The organism is Arthrobacter pascens (genome assembly GCF_017052465.1).
In the GTDB taxonomy this organism is placed as follows: domain Bacteria; phylum Actinomycetota; class Actinomycetes; order Actinomycetales; family Micrococcaceae; genus Arthrobacter; species Arthrobacter pascens.
The window spans coordinates 21,300-39,656 of the sequence record NZ_JAFHKT010000143.1 but is presented as its reverse complement, the minus strand read 5'-3'; the positions used below and the strand labels follow the sequence as shown (position 1 = coordinate 39,656).

The following is an 18,357-nucleotide window of genomic DNA, read 5'->3' as shown; positions in this document are numbered from 1 at the left end:
CACTCTAGCCACTCCCGGCGCCACAGGGGGCACGGTTAACGCAGAGAGCACCGCCCCGCGGCAAGCGGTAGCGGTGCTCTCTGGTGAGGCGTTTACTTGAAGCTGGCTCCGACGAGCCCGCGCGTGGCGGCCACGAGCTTCATCGGGTCTTTCGACCCGGTCGGCGGAACGTAGACAGCCACGGATTCGGCAAAGTTCAGCACCATGCCGGACGTGGTTTCCTTGCCACCGGCGAGGACGGCTGCATCGTTACCGATGGACAGCTTGTCACCTTCAGACTTGGGCGTGCCATCGAAATTGAAGGTCAGCCGGCCGAGCACCAGGGCTCCGCCATCCGCGGTGCGGAAGACCACAGCACTGTCCGGAACGACCTTGTGGGTGAAGGCGAACTTACCGTTCACGCCCGACTTCACCACGTCGGCCTGGTAGGACAGCGTGTCCGCGATGTACGGCGAGGACTCGCCTTCAACGAGTTTGCTCTTGAACGTGGAGTCCTCGTTGGACAGCCGGTCGGCAAGTCCGGAGAGCGCTTCCTGTCCGCTGTACAGCAGCCCCGATTTGTCCCCGGCGGCCAGTGTCTCGGTGCCGTTCCGGGCAATCGAGGGGAACGTGGTGCCGGGCTGGAGCGGGCTGGTGCCCACGAGCTTGTAGTTTTCGCGCGGGGACTTCTGGACCAGCGTCAGCAGCTGGGGCACGACATTGCCCTCGCCCTGCGTGACCGCCAGTACCTGGCGCGGCCAGGCGCGCTTGCTGGTGACCACGGTGGTCAGCAGCTTGGTCGCGCGGACCGGCATGCGTGCATCGTAGGAAGCCACCCGGGAACGGATCTTGTAGTTCTGGGTGCGCACTTCAAGCTCTGACCCGGCAACGCGGGTGGCGAGCTTCTTGGAATCCTTGGCGGCGTCGCCCGAGTCGGTGGCACTCGCCACCTGCTCCAGGATCCGGCGGAACTGGGCGTCCAGAAGCACGGGGCCGCCGCCGGCATCCGCGGTGGGGGCCGCCGTCGAGGACGCGCCCGGCGTGGCAGCGGGATCCGGCGTCTGGCTGGCCTGCGCGGCGGCGCCGGTCCCGGCGAGCAGCGCGGCGGTGGACGCCGCCACAATGACGCTCATGCGCGAGGAGGAGGAACCGGTGGCGGTCTTCACGGCAGCCTTGGCGCGCTTCGTGAAGGGGTTGCCCGGACCTGCGGCGGAGCCGCCCCGCCCGGAGATCCCACGGTTGCCGCCCTTGGGCTTGAGGACCAGGAGCGCGGCACCGGCGAGCATCAGGAGAGCACCGATCACCATGAGCGGCACAGCCCACGGCGTGGAGGTGTCATTGGGGAAGGTCATCGAAATCGACGACGGCGCGGGCTTCTTGCCGTCGCTGGCCAGCAGAAGTGACCACTCGCCGTCGGCAGGTGCCGACCACGTGTAGTCCAGTTCGCCGCTGGCGTTTTCGCTGGAAACCCACAGATCCGATCCGGCCGGCGACGGGGCGGCTGCCTCGCCGTCGGTGCGCTCCACCTGCAGTGACTTCTTGTCCTCGGAGAGTCCGGTGACCGTGTTGTGCGCCGTCTTGCCCACCCAGGCGGTGACGTCGTCAGGGCGGCCTGCGGCGAGGAGGAAGTTGCCCTCACCCTTAACCTTGATGGTCACCGTTCCGCCTTCGACGGTGCGGAGCTTCTGGTCAATAACGGTCAGCGGCGCGGCTTTGGCATCCGCGGGGGCGGTGGCCGTCACCGTCTCGGCGGGGGCCCACACCGTCTTCTGTCCGATGCCGGCGAGCAGTGTCAGGAGGCCGAGCAGCACGAGTGCAACTGCAGTCTTGAAACGCAAAGGAGTCCTATCATCAGCGGGGGTTTGCCTTCAATAGTAACCGTTTTGTTACCAATCCATCAGTTCGGGTCGCCTAACCCGTCCCGGGACACCCCTGTAGAACAGTGCACATCCGGCTATCCACAAGGCTGCTGATAGTGTTTGCGATGATCATCACATGCGGCCCGCAGCCGCGGCGCCACGGACGGAACACAGACGGAAAAGGCATCAAAAGCAGTGACTGAACACACGGATCCGTCGATGCGCGGCCCGGAAAACCTGCCCGACGCCGGCTCCCCCAATCACGCCCCAGCAGCGACCCCCGCTCCGGATGACCACGCGAAGCCGCTGCGGACCAAGGCACGCCGCCCCGCCGTGCTCGGAGCCATGCTGAAGCGCCTGCGGCAACCCATCCCTGGCGCGCAGCCGCGGCTCCGGTTCGAGATGCCGCCCGAACAGCTTGACATGCTCGAAGCCGAACCGTCGGATGCCGGGGACGTTGACCGCTTCGGCTCCCCGGGCCCCCGGATTTCTGCCCAGCATCCGCTCTATCTCGGCTTCATGGGCACAGTCGGCGTCGGCCTTGCCCTCCTGGTGTACTGGATCGGTTCCAACACCACGCAGCTTCTCCTGTGGATCGTGGCGGCCCTGTTCATAGCACTCGGGCTCGATCCGGTGGTGCGCTGGCTGGAAGGCCGTGGAATACCGAGGCCTGCCGGCATCCTGCTGGCCGTCTCGGTGCTGGTCGCCGCGGTGGTGGGCTTTTTCGCCACCCTCATTCCCACCATCGTGGAACAGGTGACCGAGCTCGTCAGGCAGGCCCCGGTCTGGGTCCGCGACTTCATCGATTCGGAGTTCTTCCGCACCCTGGACAGCCAGTTCGGAGTACGCGACCGCATCAACGAGGAACTGGACAAGTTCGTCAACAACCCGGAGGCCATGGGCGGCATCTTCGGCGGAGTGGTGGGGTTCGGCTCCACCGTCGCAAACGGCCTCTTCGGAACCCTGATCGTGCTGGTGCTCAGCCTGTATTTCCTTGCCGCCCTGCCCGCCATGAAGAAGTGGGGGTACCGGCTCGCCCCGCGGTCCCGCCGCGCCAGGGTGGAAGCGCTCTCTGAGGAAATCACACGCTCGGTGGGCAACTACGTGATCGGGCAGGCCGTGGTGGCCCTCCTGAACGCCACGTTCGCCTTCATCGTCATGTCCATCATCGGGGTGCCCTTCGCTGTGCTGCTGGCCTTCGTCGTGGCGCTCCTGGCGTTCATCCCCCTGGTCGGCGGACTGATTGCCGGCGTGGTGGTCATCCTGATCACCCTCACGCTGGGCTGGCAGTCGGCCCTGGCCTATGCCATCTGCTATTTCGCCTATCTGCAGTTCGAGGCCTACTTCATCTCGCCCCGCATCATGCAGAAGGCCGTGGCCGTGCCCGGTGCCGTTGCCGTGATCTCGGTGATTGCCGGCGGCAGCCTCCTGGGCGTCCTCGGAGCCCTGATTGCGATACCGACGGCAGCGGCGGTCCTGCTCCTTGTCAAGGAGATTTACATCGTCCGCCAGGACAACCACTAGTCCGTGCGGCACCGCACGCGGCGGCTGCTAAACGGTCGCCGTGGCGGCAGGTCCGCTCCACTCCTGGGCGAGCCCGGCGGACCCTGAGCCGTCGCGCGTAACATCGTCAACGATTTCGTTGAGCACGCGCGCAGCCTGCTTCTCCCCCACCCAGAGGTGCTTGGCGCCGTCGACGCCCACCACCCTGGCCTGCGGCACGAGGCTGAAGCGGGCCGACGCAGCGGCCGGCCGGAGGTAGTCGTCGTGTTCGGGAACGAGGACAGTCAGCGGCTTGCCGGATTCCGCCCACAACTGCAGGTGGGCGTCCGTGGCACGGTGCAGCGGCGGGGACAGCAGAATGGCGCCTTCCACCTGCGAGGCCACGGGTTCAACGGCGCCGTACATGAGGGCGAGCTCCGTACCGAAGGACCATCCCACAAGCCAGCGGTTGGGCAGACCCCTCTCCACGGCGAAACGAACCGCGGCTTCAACGTCATGCCGTTCGCCGATGCCCTCTTCGAACTGACCGTCGCTGGTGCCCCGGGGCGACGAGGTGCCGCGGGTGTTGAAGCGCAGCACCGCCACGCCTGCGAGAGCCGGCAACCGGTAGGAGGCCTTCCGGTAGACATGGGAGTCCATGAAACCACCGTGCGTGGGCAAAGGGTGAAGCGTGATCAGCGTGGCACTGATCTCCCCCGATTCCGGCAAGGCAAGCTCGCCAACGAGCGTGCGGCCGTCTTCGGTATGGATCTCGATGTTCTCGCGGCGGGCAGGCAGCACCGTGGAAGCGCGGATGGCCGTCGCTTCGGACGGCTGGCTGAAAACGTACGACGACGGGTCAAAAGTCATGCGTAACAGCTTAGCTTCCGCTACCGGTACCGGAAGTTCCGCGACGTCCAGCAATTGGTGTGCCAGTGCCGGCGCTCGGCGAGTCCCGCCGCCGCTCCGAACAGGTGGTCGTCGGCCCACACCACCAGGTGGGCGATGCCCGGCAGCACAGCCGTGGAGCAGCCCGGGCAGATGTAGGCCTTTTCCGCCTTGCGGGCTGTCATCGTGCGCACCATCCAGACGCCGTCCGGCGCGCTCTCCCGCCGGGCGATGCCGGCGCGCGCCCGCTCAAGGTCAAGCTCGGGAACCGGTCCTGAACCGTGCTTGCCTCCTGCCGCGGCCTTCCCGGACGAGGAACGCCCTGCGGAGGAGCGGCGGGGACGGTTCGAACGCGGCATGTCTCCATTCTGCCCCAGCCCCAGCGGTTCCAATGCCCGCCCCGAACTCCGCACGCGGCCGCCGGGCCGCGACACAGTGACCGGGCTCCCTGGCTGACGCGGTAGTGTGTACGGCGTGCGTCTTGTCATAGCCCGTTGCTCTGTTGATTACGTGGGTCGGCTCAAAGCCCATCTGCCCCTCGCCACGAGGCTCCTCCTGGTGAAGGCCGACGGCTCTGTGCTGGTCCATTCCGACGGCGGCTCCTACAAGCCGCTGAACTGGATGAGCCCGCCCGCCTCACTGCGCGTCTCCTCACCGGATGAGACGGACGTCGAGGTCGGCGTCATCGAGCAGTGGACCGTGCAGTCCGCCAAGACTGACGACAGGCTGATCATCAACATCCACGAACAGATTCACGACACGTCACATGAGCTCGGCCAGGATCCGGGACTCATCAAGGACGGCGTCGAGGCCGATTTGCAGCGGCTGCTGGCCGAACAGATCGAAACACTCGGGTCGGGGTTCTCGCTGATTCGCCGCGAGTACTTCACGGCCATTGGCCCCGTGGACATCCTGGCCCGGGACGCTGACGGTGCCACCGTGGCGATCGAGCTCAAGCGGCGCGGCGATATCGACGGCGTGGAGCAACTGACCAGATACCTGGAATTGCTGAACCGGGATCCCCTGCTGGCCCCGGTGCGGGGGATTTTCGCCGCCCAGCAGATCAAGCCGCAGGCCCGCGTCCTCGCGGCCGACCGCGGCATTGACTGCATCACGCTGGATTATGACGCCATGCGCGGAGTGGACGACATCGAGTCACGGCTCTTCTGACCCCCTGGGTTCGGCGGCGGCGGCCCTGCCAGGCGTTTACTTTCGTTTTACCCAAATTTTGTCGGATTCTGCGCTTTGCCCGTTGACCAGACCGTGCTGTCATGAAATTCTTAGAGCAGTCTTTGTGTAGGTGTTTTTCATGCTCGCAAGACATGTTGCGAGCGCGAAGCTCCTGCAATGCTTTCCGGCCCAGCCGGAGCTGCTGGCCAGGATTCTTCTCGCAGAGTGACCAAGACCAGTACGAGGTGTACTGGCCTTAACTTAGTTCCATAATGAGGAGAAATAAATGGCACAGGGAACCGTCAAGTGGTTCAACGCTGAAAAGGGCTTCGGCTTCATCACCCCGGACGACTCCGATGGCGATGTCTTCGTTCACTACTCTGAGATCCAGACGGGCGGCTTCAAGACCCTCGACGAGAACCAGCGCGTTCAGTTCGAGATCGGCCAGGGCGCCAAGGGCCCCCAGGCCACCGGTGTAACGCTGGTCTAGTTTATAGAGGTTTCCCTGCGGGGAATCGCCTTATAAAAAGAATGATCCCCGGCATTAGTGCCGGGGATCATTCTTTTGCGTTGCGCTGCAATTGCTGACCCGGCCACGCCATGGGCGCAAATGGCGGCAAAGGCATGAGGGATCCCCGTTGAATTTTCTAGCGCACGAGCGTCCTCAGCAGGCGCGCGCTTTGCCGAATGGAAAGTCCCGGCAGATAAGCGCGGCTCAGCGCGCGGCCTATGGCGGGCAAGTGCAGCGGGTCCTGGTAGTACAGATAGAGGGTCCTGTACTCCGGCTTGAACCGCGACTTGAACGTCGCCAGGGACCTGAATCCATAGATCGGTTCGAGTGCCCGCCCCACGACGTCAAGGATGCCGGACAGCACCTCGGTCTCCTGCTCCCGTCCGCCGCCCCCGGGAACAGCGGGGTCCTGGGCCAGCGGCGAACCGGAGAGAGAGATGACCTCGACTGTTTTTCGTAATTCCAGGACGGCGGATGCAACCAGGAACTCCATCACTCCGGGGAAGCCTTCGCCGCGGCGCCGCATGAAGTCCAGCGTCCAGCTCACCACGTGCCCGTCTTCATACGCCGGCAGCCAGCTCGTCACTCCGTGCACAAGTCCCTGCTCGTCGACGGCGAGGCAGCACAACACGTCGTCGTCCATCAGCTCGTCGATGCCGCCCAGGGTGAAGCCCATCTCCGGAACGGTTTTCTGTGCTGCCCACTCCTCCGAAACTTCACTGAGCTGGGTCCGCAGGGACTGCGGCAGGCTGCTGTAGTTGCCCCATTGCGCGTTCACCCCGAGTTTCTTGGCACGGTTGAGCGCAGTGCGGACGTTTTGCCATTCCTTGCCCTTGAACTCCAGTTCGCGCACCGACAGCCTCGTCTCCTGGGCGACCGAAACCCGGGAGAAGCCACGGTCGCTCAGCATCGGCCATAGTCCGTCCGTGCAGGAATAGAAGCACGGAATCAAGGCATGCTCGGCGCAGAAGCGCAGGAAACCTTCAGCAGCCTCCTCACGTTGGAGTGGATCGCCGAAGGGACCGGCAAGGGTCAAGGCGACGCTGCCGTGCTGTTGGTACGCGATCCCGGCAGCCCCGCCCGGCAGAAACCAGTACTTGTTGGGTTCCCACAGGGCCATCCATGAGAGGGAATCACCGCTTCTCCGCACCAGCTCCCGCGCTGCCTCCCGGTCGTCCGCCCCCGCGTCGGAGTGGTCTTGGCGCCCCAGCAGGACCATCCAGACGCCTGCGAGTGCAACAATCCAGAAGATGACTCCCGAATAGGCAAACAGCACGGTTTCCATGGCACTGTGGTTCTCGAAAACCCGCCGGTAGAGCCCGGGCAAGGGTATGGGAAGGTATTGCCGCGCCAGTTCGCCGGCCAGGACCAGCAGCCCTCCGTCCCTCCGCGGGCCACCGGCGGCGTACCAGGACGCGGTATACAGCGAGGCCAGTGCCAGCCAGGTGCCTCCAACCGTCAAGGCGAGGGCGCGCAGGGCCCGGGATGAGGTTTGGATGCGGAAGTGACGGCGGTACGCCAGCAGCAGCACCACCAGCAGTACCGGCACAGCGACCAGCGGCAGAACGTGCACGAACTTTGATTCCAGTGCCGAGGTGTCCTGGAGGGATACGGAACCGGCAACCTGGGCGAAGAGCGCAAGGTATACAGCGGAGAGTGCGGCCACGCTCAGCTGGACGACTGTGGCAATCCAAAGCGCCAGTTTCCGGCCGCGGCGCATCCCGTCGGCGCAGATCAGCAGCAGGATCACCGGTACGACGGCGAGGGCCAGGCCCAGCGGCCCCCCGAGGCCCTGCCTGTCCAGTTCCAGGCAGCCCGCGTCCAGCGTGCCGCCGCAGTTCCCCTCAAGCTGGCTCAGCGTGGGCAGCGGGTTGAGGACAACGTTGCGCAGAAGGGCGAGCGGACCGGCGGGACTCTTTGCCGCGGCGGTGAGCATTGGCCCGATGGCGAAAATGGCGACCGTCAAGGCGAGGAGGTTGCGGGTTTCGCGGCCGGTGGAACGGTGCCGGTGCAGAACTCCCTGGTCGCTCTGGATCCACCATCCTGCGGCCAGCCCCAGCAGTGCCCCGAGCAGCCCCACCACGGCTTCGGCGTGTCCCACATAGAGCACCAGCACCAGCGCGGTGGACAGCACTGCAGTGCGCAGCCGCCGCTGCCACAGCGGCGGGAAGAGTCCGCTGGCTGCGAGGGACGCTGCGAGGACAGGCGCGTACGGCCCCATCAGCAGGGTATTCTCCATGGGCCCGAGCCACGGGTCACCGGCCCGCTGGGCAAGCTGGGTGATCAGGAAGAAGAGGGTCACGGAGGCGAATTGTCCTCCGAAATAGAACGCGGCCGTGCGCACCGGGCCGAGCTTCCTCTCGGCAAACCCAAGCAGCAGCAGGATCATGAGCGCGGCGGCCAGGTAGGCCGCGGGGTTGCTGGCGAAGAACATCGAGGTGAACAGCGACCACCAGCGCCCGGCTTTGACGCCCTCCGCGTTTACGGCGGCGAAATCAAGCATTGATTCGGGTGGCCCCGACAGAAAGCTGCCGGTGACAGCACCGGCCGCGACGAAAGCAGTCAGTACGGCAAGTGTCAGTGGTGTGGTCCTCAAGTGCTGCAGGCACACTTTCGCAGTCTGCCGCCGCATTTTGGTGAGAGCATCACCCGCGCCGGCTTCGGATACCGCCGTCAAGGCGCGATGCCCCAGCGCGGAGCGAGGAAATCGAGCGCATCCTGCATGCCCTTGGACACGGTCTCCCAGGAGTGGCCGGAATTGGCGATGCGGCGGACTTCAACCTCGAACCCTGCTTCGCGGGCGGCTGCCGAGAGCACGTCCATGTACCCAGTGAACTCGGGATCGGTGGCTCCGGCAGCGAAATAGACCGCGCTGCCTTCAAAGCTGTGTTGTTTCATCAGATACAGAGGGGTCTGCGCTTCGAAGGCCTTCGTGTCCCCGCCGAAAGAAGCCTCCACTGTCTTCTCCCGTTCCTTGGCCAGCGCCGGTTCATGTTCACTGGCAAAAGCGAGGATGGAACTGTAGAGCTCCGGATGCCTGGTGCCCAGTTGCATGGCGCACGTGCCACCGAACGAAAACCCTCCGACGGCCCAATTGCTGCGCTCCGCGCCGACGTCGAGCGTTTCACTGATCCAGCGGGGCACATCGACGGACAAGTAGGTGTCCGCCTTGGCGATACGGCTGTCCATGCAGAGCGAGTTCCCGGAAGAAGAACCGTTGGGATCCACCACCACCACTACCGGGGCGACTCCATTGTGCCGGGCGGAGAACCTGTCCATGTGGCTTCGCAGGGCTCCCCCGGTGAGCCAGTCGGCCGGCCCGCCGGGCTGGCCTGAAAACAGCACCAACACCGGAAGCGCGGGGCGTTCCGGGCTCTGATAGGCGGGCGGCAGGTAAATATAGGCCTCACGGGCGTCGAAACCCGAACTCGTGCCCGGAATGTCGGCTTTCCGGAGCACCCCTTCGGAGGGCAGGCCTTCAGGCCTCGCCCATTCTGCGAGCGGCACCGGCACCGCCCTTCCGGCGTGGCGGGTCAGCTCTGCCTCGAGCGGAGGAATGCGCGCAACGGCTGTCCCCAAAAGGTCGCCCACTGTGCGGTTGAGCCCAAAGTAGGCATTCATTTGCACCGAGGACAACAGGACGACCCCCAGCATGGCTGCCGTGGCGGCGGCCCTGCCTTTCCAGCCGGCAGGAACGAGCCTGGTGATCCAGAGCAGCACGCCGGCTACTGCCGGTACGGACCACCCCAGCACCTCGCGCGGGAGATCTTCGGGGAACGTGGAGAAGACGTAAATCAGCAGCCAATGAACGGCTGCCACGATGAGGGCAGCCGAGACCACGGCAAGAACGGGCACCGTGGGCCAGCGTCTGCCGCGCCGCCAGAGCAGGTATACAGCGCCAGCGGCTCCCACAGCCCAAGCGGCCCACAAAAGGGGTCCGTCCACGAGCCGGATATCGGATAGCGCATCCATGCCGGCTAGCGCCAGGTGCCGATGCCAATAACCGGGCCAGCCTCAAGCCACGAGGAAAGTCCGGTATATGCGTCGAACTTCATCGCGAGCAGCACGTCCTGGCCCTCGTACTTGAGTTCGACGATCACGACGTCGGGCTGGACTTTGACCAGCTCGGCTTCGGTGGGCTGCCGCCGCCCCCGCAGCTCCAGCGAACTGCGCGTGAAGCGGTGCTTGGGCCGTACGCTCAGGGACAGCAGCCTGAACCACTCCAGCTCATTGTCCTGATAACGACAAACCCCCATCTGCCAGCTCTTTCCAGCCGTGCAAATGGAGGCGTCAACCGTGCCAAGGGCGCGCCGCAGGTTGTAGCGGCGCACCCCGAAAAGGCACAGCGTAAAAATCAGCAACCCAAACGCGGCTGCTATGGCGATGAACGGAAAACCAGTAACGTCCATCAAGGTCGTGCTAGCGGATCCCCGCAGTGGCCGCGTCGCCCAGCTGGGCGTTGTCAGCAACAATAACCACCCGGTTGTTGTCGACGGAGAAGAACCCGCCGTCAACAACTACAGCGATACGGTCACCGGAAACCGGCTCGATTGCCATTTCACCTTCGGCCAGAATCGCCAGCAGGGGCGAGTGGCCGGGCAGGATTCCGATTTCACCATCGCTGGTGCGGGCCTTGACCATCTTGGCCGCTCCGGACCACACGAAGTGGTCCGCTGCGACAATCTCAACCTCAAGCTCAGCCATATTACTTGGTCTGTTCCTGGATCTTGGCCCACTGGCGCTCAACGTCATCGAGGCCACCGACGTTGAAGAACGCCTGCTCCGCGATGTGGTCGAGGTCGCCGTCGCAGATGGCGGTGAAGCCTTCAACGGTGTCCTTGATGGACACGGTGGAACCCTCGACGCCGGTGAACTGCTTGGCGGTGTAGGTGTTCTGCGACAGGAACTGCTGGATGCGGCGTGCACGGGACACGACGATCTTGTCTTCCTCAGAGAGTTCGTCAACACCGAGGATGGCGATGATGTCCTGGAGTTCCTTGTTCTTCTGCAGGATCTGCTTCACACGGACAGCCGTGTTGTAGTGGTCCTTGCCGATGTACTGGGGGTCCAGGATTCGGGAGGTCGACGTCAGCGGGTCAACGGCCGGGTACAGACCACGGGAGGCGATTTCACGGGAAAGTTCCGTGGTCGCGTCGAGGTGTGCGAAGGTCGTGGCCGGGGCCGGGTCGGTGTAGTCATCTGCGGGAACGTAGATGGCCTGCATCGAGGTGATGGAGTGGCCCTTGGTGGACGTGATGCGCTCCTGGAGGAGGCCCATCTCGTCAGCCAGGTTCGGCTGGTAACCCACGGCGGAAGGCATGCGGCCGAGAAGGGTGGAAACCTCGGAACCTGCCTGCGTGAAGCGGAAGATGTTGTCGATGAAGAGCAGCACGTCCTGGTTCTGGACATCGCGGAAGTACTCCGCCATGGTCAGGGCCGACAGGGCGACGCGCAGACGCGTTCCCGGCGGCTCGTCCATCTGGCCGAATACAAGGGCGGTGTCCTTCAGAACGCCGGCTTCTTCCATTTCAACCCAGAGGTCGTTACCTTCACGCGTACGCTCGCCAACGCCGGCAAACACCGACGTACCACCGAAGTTGCGGGCAACACGGGTGATCATTTCCTGGATCAGAACAGTCTTGCCCACGCCGGCGCCGCCGAACAGGCCGATCTTTCCACCCTTGATGTACGGGGTGAGGAGGTCGATGACCTTGATGCCCGTTTCGAGCATCTCGGTGGAGCCTTCGAGGGACGCGAAGGACGGAGCCTTGCGGTGGATGGGCCAGTAGTCCGAAGCGTTGATCTCGGACTCGGCAACGTCGAGCGGCTTGCCCAGCACGTTGAAGATGTGGCCCTTGACGCCGTCGCCCACGGGCACGGTGATCGGTCCGCCGGTGTTGACGACAGCCGTGCCGCGGACGAGTCCGTCGGTGGCCTGCAGGGCGATAGCGCGGACGAGGTTGTCACCCAGGTGCTGGGAGGTCTCGAACGTGATGGTCTTGGTCTCACCGTTGAGAGTGATCTCGGTGGTGAGTGCGTGGTAAATCGAGGGGATTGCGTCAGCCGGGAATTCGACGTCGACAACCGGGCCAATAACACGTGCGATACGGCCGGTGGCACCGGACGTTGCGGCTACGTGTTCGGTAGCGGTGGCAGTCATCTCTCTCACTTCACTCAGTAGATGGCGTGGGGGTTAAGTTTATCTTTGGTGCAGGTCTGGCTGGATCCGAGATCCGGCAGGCTAGGACGCGAGAGCGTCGGCGCCGGCCACGATTTCGGAGAGCTCCTGCGTAATTTCCGCCTGGCGGGCGGTGTTGCGCAGACGCGTGTACTTCTTGATGAGGTCCGTGGCGTTGTCGCCGGCGGACTTCATGGCCCGCTGGCGGGCAGCGAGCTCCGAAGCCGCGGCCTGCAACATGGCTGCGAAAATCCGGGATTCGATGTACCGCGGCAGCAGAGCATCGAGAACCTGCTCTGACTCCGGTTCGAACTCGTACAAGGGCAGCAGGTCCGATTCGGAGGCAGGCTGCTCGTCTACAACTTCGAGCGGAAGAAGACGGATGACCGTCGGCTCCTGGGTCACCATGGACTTGAAGCGGGTGTACACAACGTGGATTTCGTCCACGCCGTCCTCTTCGTAGTCCGTTGCGAAATCCTTCAGCAGTGTCGCGCCGATTTCCTGCGCCGTAGCGAACTCCGGTGCGTCGGTGCCGCCGGTCCAGACCCCTCCATAGGAGCGGCCACGGAAGTCGAAGTAAGCCTGTGCCTTGCGGCCCACCAGGTACGTCTTGACTTCCTTGCCCTCGGCGCGGAGCAGCTCATTGAGGCCTTCGGCCTGCTTGAGCACGCTTGCCGAGTAGGATCCTGCCAGGCCGCGGTCTGAGGTGATGACCAGCACTGCGGCACGGCGGATGTTCTCCGGCTCGGTTGTCAGCGGGTGGTCGATTTCGCTCTGGCTAGCAACGGCAGAAACGGCGCGCGTGATCGCGTTCGCGTAAGGCAGTGAAGCTGCTACGCGTGCGCGGGCCTTGCCGATGCGCGAGGTAGCGATCAGTTCCATCGCCTTGAAGATCTTCCGCATCGACGTCGTCGAGGCGATCTTCTGGCGGTAGACCCGAATCTGGGCTCCCATACTTATCCTTTCCTAAGATCCCGATGGCCGGGACTGCCGGAACCCGTCGGGGTTCCGGCAGTCCCTGCCAGCGAAACTAGCGCTTCTGCCTGACGATTTTTTCCTGGTCGACCTGGCCCTCGGAGATGGCTTCATGCTCCTCATGGCCGGCGCCTACCAGGTGGTTGTCGCCTTCGCCGAAGAAGCCCTTCTTGAAGTTGACGATCGCGTCCTTCAGCGCTGCTGCGGTGTCGTCATCCAGGACGTTGGTCTGCGCCAGCGTGGTGAGGATGGAGGACTTGTGCTTCAGGTGCTCAAGGAACTCGCCCTCGAAGCGGCGGATGTCCTCGACGGGAACGTCGTCCAGGTGGCCCTGGGTTCCTGCCCAGATGGACACGACCTGGTCCTCGACCGGGAACGGCGAGTACTGGCCCTGCTTGAGCAGTTCCATCAGGCGTGCGCCACGGGTCAGCTGCTGGCGGGAAGCGGCGTCAAGGTCGGATGCGAACATCGCGAACGCCTGCATGTCGCGGTACTGGGCGAGGTCCAGCTTCAAAGTACCGGAGACCTTCTTCATGGACTTGACCTGTGCTGCACCGCCAACGCGGGACACAGAGACACCCACGTCGACAGCGGGGCGCTGGTTGGCGTTGAAGAGGTCCGACTGCAGGAAGATCTGGCCATCGGTGATGGAGATCACGTTGGTCGGGATGTAGGCCGAAACGTCGTTTGCCTTGGTCTCGATGAGCGGCAGGCCGGTCATCGAGCCGGCGCCGAGCTCGTCGGAGAGCTTGGCGCAACGCTCGAGGAGACGGGAGTGCAGGTAGAACACGTCGCCCGGGTAGGCTTCGCGTCCCGGCGGGCGGCGGAGCAGCAGCGACACTGCACGGTAGGCCTCGGCCTGCTTGGAGAGGTCATCGAACACGATGAGGACGTGCTTGCCGCCGTACATCCAGTGCTGGCCGATGGCGGACCCGGCGTAGGGAGCCAGGTACTTGAAGCCGGCGGGGTCGGAAGCCGGGGAGGCAACAATCGTGGTGTATTCCAGTGCGCCGTTGTCTTCCAGCGTCTGGCGGATCGCCGCGATGGTGGACGCCTTCTGGCCGATTGCCACGTACACGCAGCGAACCTGCTTGGTCACGTCGCCGGAAGCCCAGTTGGCCTTCTGGTTGATGATCGTGTCGATGGCAATGGCGGACTTACCGGTCTGGCGGTCGCCAATGATCAGCTGGCGCTGGCCACGGCCGATCGGAATCATCGCGTCGATGGCCTTCAGGCCGGTCTGCATCGGCTCGTGCACCGACTTGCGCTGGGTCACGCCGGGAGCCTGGAGCTCCAGTGCGCGGGTGGTTTCGGCCTTGATCTCGCCGAGGTCATCGATGGGCACGCCCAGCGGGTCCACGACGCGGCCGAGGAAGGCGTCGCCAACCGGCACGGACAGAACCTGTCCGGTGCGGTGGACTTCCTGGCCTTCTTCGATCCCGGTGAAGTCACCGAGGACGATGACGCCGATCTCGCGGACGTCGAGGTTCTGGGCCAGGCCCAGCGTGCCGTCTTCGAAGCGAAGCAGCTCGTTCGCCATGACCGAGGGAAGGCCCTCAACACGGGCGATGCCGTCACTTGCGGTGGTAACACGGCCGACCTCTACGCGCTCTGCGTTTCCGGGTTCGTAGGACGCCGCGAACTCGTTCAACGCATTACGGACGTCGTCGGCGTTGATGGTCAATTCGGCCATCTGCAGTCCCTGCTCTCCTGTTTCGTGATCATCGTTGCTCACGATGACCGGGGTTTCTATCAGTTAAGTTGTGCTTGTCCGGCTAGCCGGCCAGTTGGCGTTGCAGCTCGCCCAGGCGGGTGATCACAGAAGCGTCGAGCACTTCGTCGCCCACCTGTACGCGGATGCCGCCGATCAGCAAAGGATCAACCTTGACGTTGATCTTGAGCTCGCGCCCGTAGAGGGCGTTGAGCCCCGCCTGCAGACGGCCGGCCTGCGTCGCCGTCATGGGACGGGTGACGCTGACCGTTGCAATCCAGCGCTGCTGGCGCTTGGCGGCGAGCTCGGCAAACCGGGCGACGAGCCTGGTTGCCTTGATGCCGCGCGGTTGCGACACTGCCTGGCCGATGAGGACTTTTGCTTCCTCGCTTGCGCCAGGAACCAACCTCTCGGCCAGGGCGATCTTTGCTGCGCCGCTGGCCTGCGGTTCAGACAGAGCACGCTGCACCTCGTGGCTGGAAGCCACGGCCTGGTTGAAAGAGAACAGATCGTTCTCAAGCTCTTCCAGTCCGCTGATGCCGGAGGCAGAAACGGCCGACTTGTTTTCTGCAACGGCGATAACCACCGTTGCGGCAAGCGTCTCGAGTGCATCGCCGATGTCTCGCGCCGATGCCCAGCGTGAACTGGCCAGTCCGGCCGCGATCTCCGCAGCCTCAGTGGAGACCTTCCCGCTGAACAGCTGCCTGATCAGCGCTGACTTTTCCTCACCGCTGCGGGACGGGTCCGTCAGGGCGCGGCGCAAGCCAGCCGAGCTGTCCACCGTTCCCAGGATTCCGAAGAGTTCCTTTGCCAACTGCAGCGATGCAAATGGAAGCCTGGCTTCCAGCCCGGTCAGCGCCTTGGTCAGCGATTCGCTCGATACACCTGCCATTACTTTGCTACACCTGCGTTCTGGTTCTCCAGATCAGCCAGGAAGCGGTCAACAACACGTGCCGCGCGCTCGTCGTCGCTCAGCGACTCACCGACGATGCGGCCAGCCAGCGTGGTGGCCAGGGTGCCCACCTCTGAACGCAGCGACACGACGGCCGCCTGACGCTCGGATTCGATCTGTACGTGTGCCTGCGCCGTGATGCGCGCAGACTCGGCTGCAGCCTTCTCCTTCAGCTCCGCAAGGATCTGGGCGCCTTCGGCACGGGCCTCCTCGCGGATGCGGTTGGCCTCTGCGCGTGCGTCGGTGAGCTGCTGCTTGTACTCCTCGAGCGCTGCGGAAGCCTCGGCCTGGGCCTTCTCAGCCTTGGCGATGCCGCCTTCGATGGCCTCAGCGCGCTCCGCGAAGGTCTTCTCGAACATCGGGACAACAAACTTGACCACGATGAAAAAGAGGACAGCAAAGCCGGCGAGGACGACGCCCATTTCCCAGGGATTGGGAACGAGCGGGTTGACCGCCGCTGCGCCTTCGGTGGCGGCTGAGATGATCAGCTGATTCATATTTCACCCGTCCTTATCTACTCGGTTCTGAATGTTCGCTAGTTCTGCTGGACTAGCTAAGAACGAATGCGAAGACCAGACCCAGGATGGCGAGGGCTTCAGTCAGCGCGAGGCCGAGGAATGCGATCGGCTGCAGGACGCGCTGGGCTTCCGGCTGACGTGCCACACCGTTGATGTAAGCAGCGAACACGAGACCCACACCGATACCACCGCCGATGGCGGAGAGGCCGTAGCCGATGAGGTTGAGGGAGCCGTTGATGGAGCCTTCCATTTTTCTTCCTTTCAAGATGCCAACTCTGTGGCAGGTTGTTTGGGTTGCTTCATCCCCGCGTGGGGGAAGTTTAAGGGTGCCTAGTGGCTGTCGGCGTGAAGTGCGCCTTCGATGTAGATAGCCGTCAGCAGGGTGAAGACGTAGGCCTGCAGTGCCATGATCAGCGCTTCGAGCATGTACATGGCAATTGCACCGGCGAGGACCAGAACGGAGGTCCCCTTCAGCAGAACGTTTTCCTGCATGACGAGGAACTCAATCCCCGAGCCGGCGATCATGACGATCAGGTGGCCTGCCAGCATGGTGGCGAACAGACGGAGGCTGTGCGTAACAGGGCGGACCAGGAAGTTGGAGATGATCTCAATCGGGATGACGATCGGCAGGATGTAGACCGGCACTCCGGAGGGCACGGTGGCGAGCTTGAAGTAGCGCAGGCCGTTCTTCTTGACGCCGATCGCGATCCAGGTGATGTACACGATGGCCGCCAGGACGTAGGCACCGCCCACGTGGGAGAAGCTCGGCAGCTGGATCAGCGGGATCGCGCCGTAGATGTTGTTCACCAGGATGAAGAAGAACAGCGTGAACAGCAGCGGGACATACTTCATGAAGTCCCTGCCGCCGATGATGTCCTTGGCGATGCTGTTGCGGACGAAGCCGTATGCCATCTCGCCGGCGAACTGCAGCTTGCCGGGAACCAGCTGCTGCTTCCGCGCAGCTAGCATAAAGAATGTAGCGATAATGACGACGGACAGGATTACCAGCAGCATCTGCTTGGAGAATCCGTCATGCGCACCCCACGGCAGGATCGCCGGCAGGTGCATTTCTTCAATTCCGGGAGGCGTGAAGACTCCTGAATTTTGGGCCGGGAGCGCAAGCGCGATCAACGCGTTTCCTCTCTGCAGTGTCCATCGTTGGGCGTTGGTCGGGTTCCGGCGTGACTCATGCTCGCCCTCCCCCTCGTAAAGTTATTTGGCATTACTGGTCCCGTCCTCGGACGGGCCGCTGGCTGCACCATTCCCGCCAGTCGGTTTTCTCGAACTGGTGAGGCCGTGCATATGGGATAGATAGAATCCTCCCGCAGCTCCAAGCAGAGCGCCTGCGAGCACAATCCAGCGGGTTCCCCACAGATAATCCAGACCCCACCCTATCAAACTCCAGACCATGATTCCGCCAATAATGTAGCTGAATACGGCGATTCCAGCGTTGTAACCGCCGTCACCATTCCCGGCTGACTCGGCTGGAGTGCCGACCGGTTTGGAGGCGTCGCCGGCAGGGTTGTTTTCGGAGTGGCGCCGCTTAGACATCGGTGCTCCCACTGTCCGTCTGCCGGCTGGGCTGGGGGTCATTGAAGATCTGCAGCCGGGCCTTGCTGAAGCCATAGATCTCAGCCGCCTGCCAGAACACGACACAGACCACGGCCCCGATCAGGAACCAGCGTTCGTGCAGCCATGCCGGCGCCCCGAGGACGAACAGCACGACCGCAAAGCCGATGACCTTGACGACGTATGTGGCCACGAACAGGCCCACGGCGCCGGACGGATTGCTTCGTCCAACAAAGTGGCCAATCAGCAGGCTGATGGCAAAAAACGCCATCACCAGCAGGCCGCCGAACGTACTCGAGAGAAGTCCGACCCAGCCGTTGAAAATCAGGGCCAGGATGCCGGTGAGCAGCAGCGCTCCGCCGGCAGCTGCCGAGCTGAGGCCCAGCAGGCCAAGCCACAGGGACCGCCTGGAACCGGATGCGCCAACGGATCCGTTGCCGGACGGAGGTCCGGGCTCGGCGTTGGAGGTCATTCGATCCCAATCGTCGGGGGCAGGCGGTGGATTTGGTGCAGGACACACCTGCCCCTGAATTCTACACGAGATAGAAATATTTAGGGAAACAGC

The 18,357-nt window shown here is 63.8% G+C and carries 19 protein-coding genes; 3 read left to right on the top strand and 16 right to left on the bottom strand.

What is annotated here, in order from left to right; all coding sequences use genetic code 11:
- Nucleotides 1–92: 92 nt before the first annotated feature.
- A complete protein-coding gene (locus JYA52_RS13240) occupies nucleotides 93–1,817 on the bottom strand; it encodes a DUF8094 domain-containing protein (RefSeq protein ID WP_205653645.1) in 1,725 nt (574 codons plus the stop codon).
- Nucleotides 1,818–2,183: 366 nt separating this feature from the next.
- Between JYA52_RS13240 and JYA52_RS13235 the strand changes: the two genes are divergently transcribed.
- Nucleotides 2,184–3,362, top strand: coding sequence for an AI-2E family transporter (locus JYA52_RS13235; RefSeq protein WP_240460315.1), 1,179 nt, complete (start codon nucleotides 2,184–2,186; stop codon nucleotides 3,360–3,362).
- 27 nt (nucleotides 3,363–3,389) lie between these two features.
- On the opposite strand, the gene JYA52_RS13230 is transcribed toward JYA52_RS13235, so the two are convergent.
- Both JYA52_RS13230 and JYA52_RS13225 read right to left on the bottom strand, forming a co-directional pair.
- A complete protein-coding gene (locus tag JYA52_RS13230; RefSeq protein WP_205653644.1) occupies nucleotides 3,390–4,190 on the bottom strand; it encodes an alpha/beta hydrolase in 801 nt (266 codons plus the stop codon).
- A 20-nt stretch (nucleotides 4,191–4,210) separates the two neighbouring features.
- A complete protein-coding gene (locus JYA52_RS13225; protein ID WP_205653643.1) occupies nucleotides 4,211–4,567 on the bottom strand; it encodes an Rv1322 family protein in 357 nt (118 codons plus the stop codon).
- 115 nt (nucleotides 4,568–4,682) lie between these two features.
- On the opposite strand from JYA52_RS13225, the gene nucS reads away from it, so the two are divergent.
- Together nucS and JYA52_RS13215 are read left to right on the top strand one after the other, a co-directional pair.
- Nucleotides 4,683–5,378, top strand: a complete 696-nt coding sequence (nucS, locus tag JYA52_RS13220; RefSeq protein WP_205653642.1) for an endonuclease NucS — start codon at nucleotides 4,683–4,685, stop codon at nucleotides 5,376–5,378.
- 286 nt (nucleotides 5,379–5,664) lie between these two features.
- Nucleotides 5,665–5,868 (top strand): cold-shock protein, encoded by a 204-nt coding sequence (locus JYA52_RS13215; RefSeq protein WP_011692441.1) that lies wholly within the window; start codon nucleotides 5,665–5,667, stop codon nucleotides 5,866–5,868.
- Nucleotides 5,869–6,025: 157 nt separating this feature from the next.
- On the opposite strand, the gene JYA52_RS13210 is transcribed toward JYA52_RS13215, so the two are convergent.
- From JYA52_RS13210 to JYA52_RS13155, 13 genes are all read right to left on the bottom strand, one after another.
- Complete coding sequence (locus JYA52_RS13210; RefSeq protein ID WP_205653775.1) at nucleotides 6,026–8,521, bottom strand: bifunctional lysylphosphatidylglycerol flippase/synthetase MprF; 2,496 nt, start codon at nucleotides 8,519–8,521, stop codon at nucleotides 6,026–6,028.
- Nucleotides 8,522–8,562: 41 nt separating this feature from the next.
- Nucleotides 8,563–9,861 carry an alpha/beta hydrolase gene (locus JYA52_RS13205; RefSeq protein ID WP_205653641.1) on the bottom strand — a complete coding sequence of 433 codons (1,299 nt, stop codon included), beginning with the start codon at nucleotides 9,859–9,861 and terminating at the stop codon, nucleotides 8,563–8,565.
- 5 nt (nucleotides 9,862–9,866) lie between these two features.
- Nucleotides 9,867–10,298: a DUF2550 domain-containing protein gene (locus tag JYA52_RS13200; RefSeq protein WP_205653640.1), complete on the bottom strand. Its 432-nt coding sequence runs from the start codon at nucleotides 10,296–10,298 to the stop codon at nucleotides 9,867–9,869.
- Between the two features lie 10 nt (nucleotides 10,299–10,308).
- Nucleotides 10,309–10,593 (bottom strand): F0F1 ATP synthase subunit epsilon, encoded by a 285-nt coding sequence (locus JYA52_RS13195; RefSeq protein ID WP_205653639.1) that lies wholly within the window; start codon nucleotides 10,591–10,593, stop codon nucleotides 10,309–10,311.
- Nucleotide 10,594: 1 nt separating this feature from the next.
- Nucleotides 10,595–12,049 (bottom strand): F0F1 ATP synthase subunit beta, encoded by a 1,455-nt coding sequence (gene atpD / locus JYA52_RS13190; RefSeq protein ID WP_205653638.1) that lies wholly within the window; start codon nucleotides 12,047–12,049, stop codon nucleotides 10,595–10,597.
- 81 nt (nucleotides 12,050–12,130) lie between these two features.
- Entirely contained in the window at nucleotides 12,131–13,021 is an 891-nt protein-coding gene (locus tag JYA52_RS13185; RefSeq protein ID WP_205653637.1) for a F0F1 ATP synthase subunit gamma, read from the bottom strand.
- Between the two features lie 76 nt (nucleotides 13,022–13,097).
- Nucleotides 13,098–14,735: a F0F1 ATP synthase subunit alpha gene (atpA, locus tag JYA52_RS13180; RefSeq protein ID WP_205653774.1), complete on the bottom strand. Its 1,638-nt coding sequence runs from the start codon at nucleotides 14,733–14,735 to the stop codon at nucleotides 13,098–13,100.
- Nucleotides 14,736–14,817: 82 nt separating this feature from the next.
- Entirely contained in the window at nucleotides 14,818–15,645 is an 828-nt protein-coding gene (locus JYA52_RS13175) for a F0F1 ATP synthase subunit delta (RefSeq protein ID WP_205653636.1), read from the bottom strand.
- Nucleotides 15,645–16,202, bottom strand: coding sequence for a F0F1 ATP synthase subunit B (locus JYA52_RS13170; RefSeq protein ID WP_205653635.1), 558 nt, complete (start codon nucleotides 16,200–16,202; stop codon nucleotides 15,645–15,647). The genes JYA52_RS13175 and JYA52_RS13170 overlap by 1 nt, the downstream gene beginning before the upstream one ends.
- 52 nt (nucleotides 16,203–16,254) lie before the next feature.
- Entirely contained in the window at nucleotides 16,255–16,473 is a 219-nt protein-coding gene (gene atpE, locus JYA52_RS13165) for an ATP synthase F0 subunit C (protein ID WP_011692451.1), read from the bottom strand.
- A gap of 80 nt (nucleotides 16,474–16,553) precedes the next feature.
- Nucleotides 16,554–17,354 carry a F0F1 ATP synthase subunit A gene (gene atpB, locus JYA52_RS13160; RefSeq protein ID WP_205653634.1) on the bottom strand — a complete coding sequence of 267 codons (801 nt, stop codon included), beginning with the start codon at nucleotides 17,352–17,354 and terminating at the stop codon, nucleotides 16,554–16,556.
- 81 nt (nucleotides 17,355–17,435) lie between these two features.
- Nucleotides 17,436–17,774, bottom strand: coding sequence for a hypothetical protein (locus tag JYA52_RS22510; RefSeq protein WP_240460303.1), 339 nt, complete (start codon nucleotides 17,772–17,774; stop codon nucleotides 17,436–17,438).
- Entirely contained in the window at nucleotides 17,767–18,264 is a 498-nt protein-coding gene (locus JYA52_RS13155; RefSeq protein ID WP_205653633.1) for a Cg1360 family ATP-synthase-associated protein, read from the bottom strand. Before JYA52_RS13155 ends, JYA52_RS22510 begins: the two co-directional genes overlap by 8 nt.
- Nucleotides 18,265–18,357 lie beyond the last annotated feature (93 nt).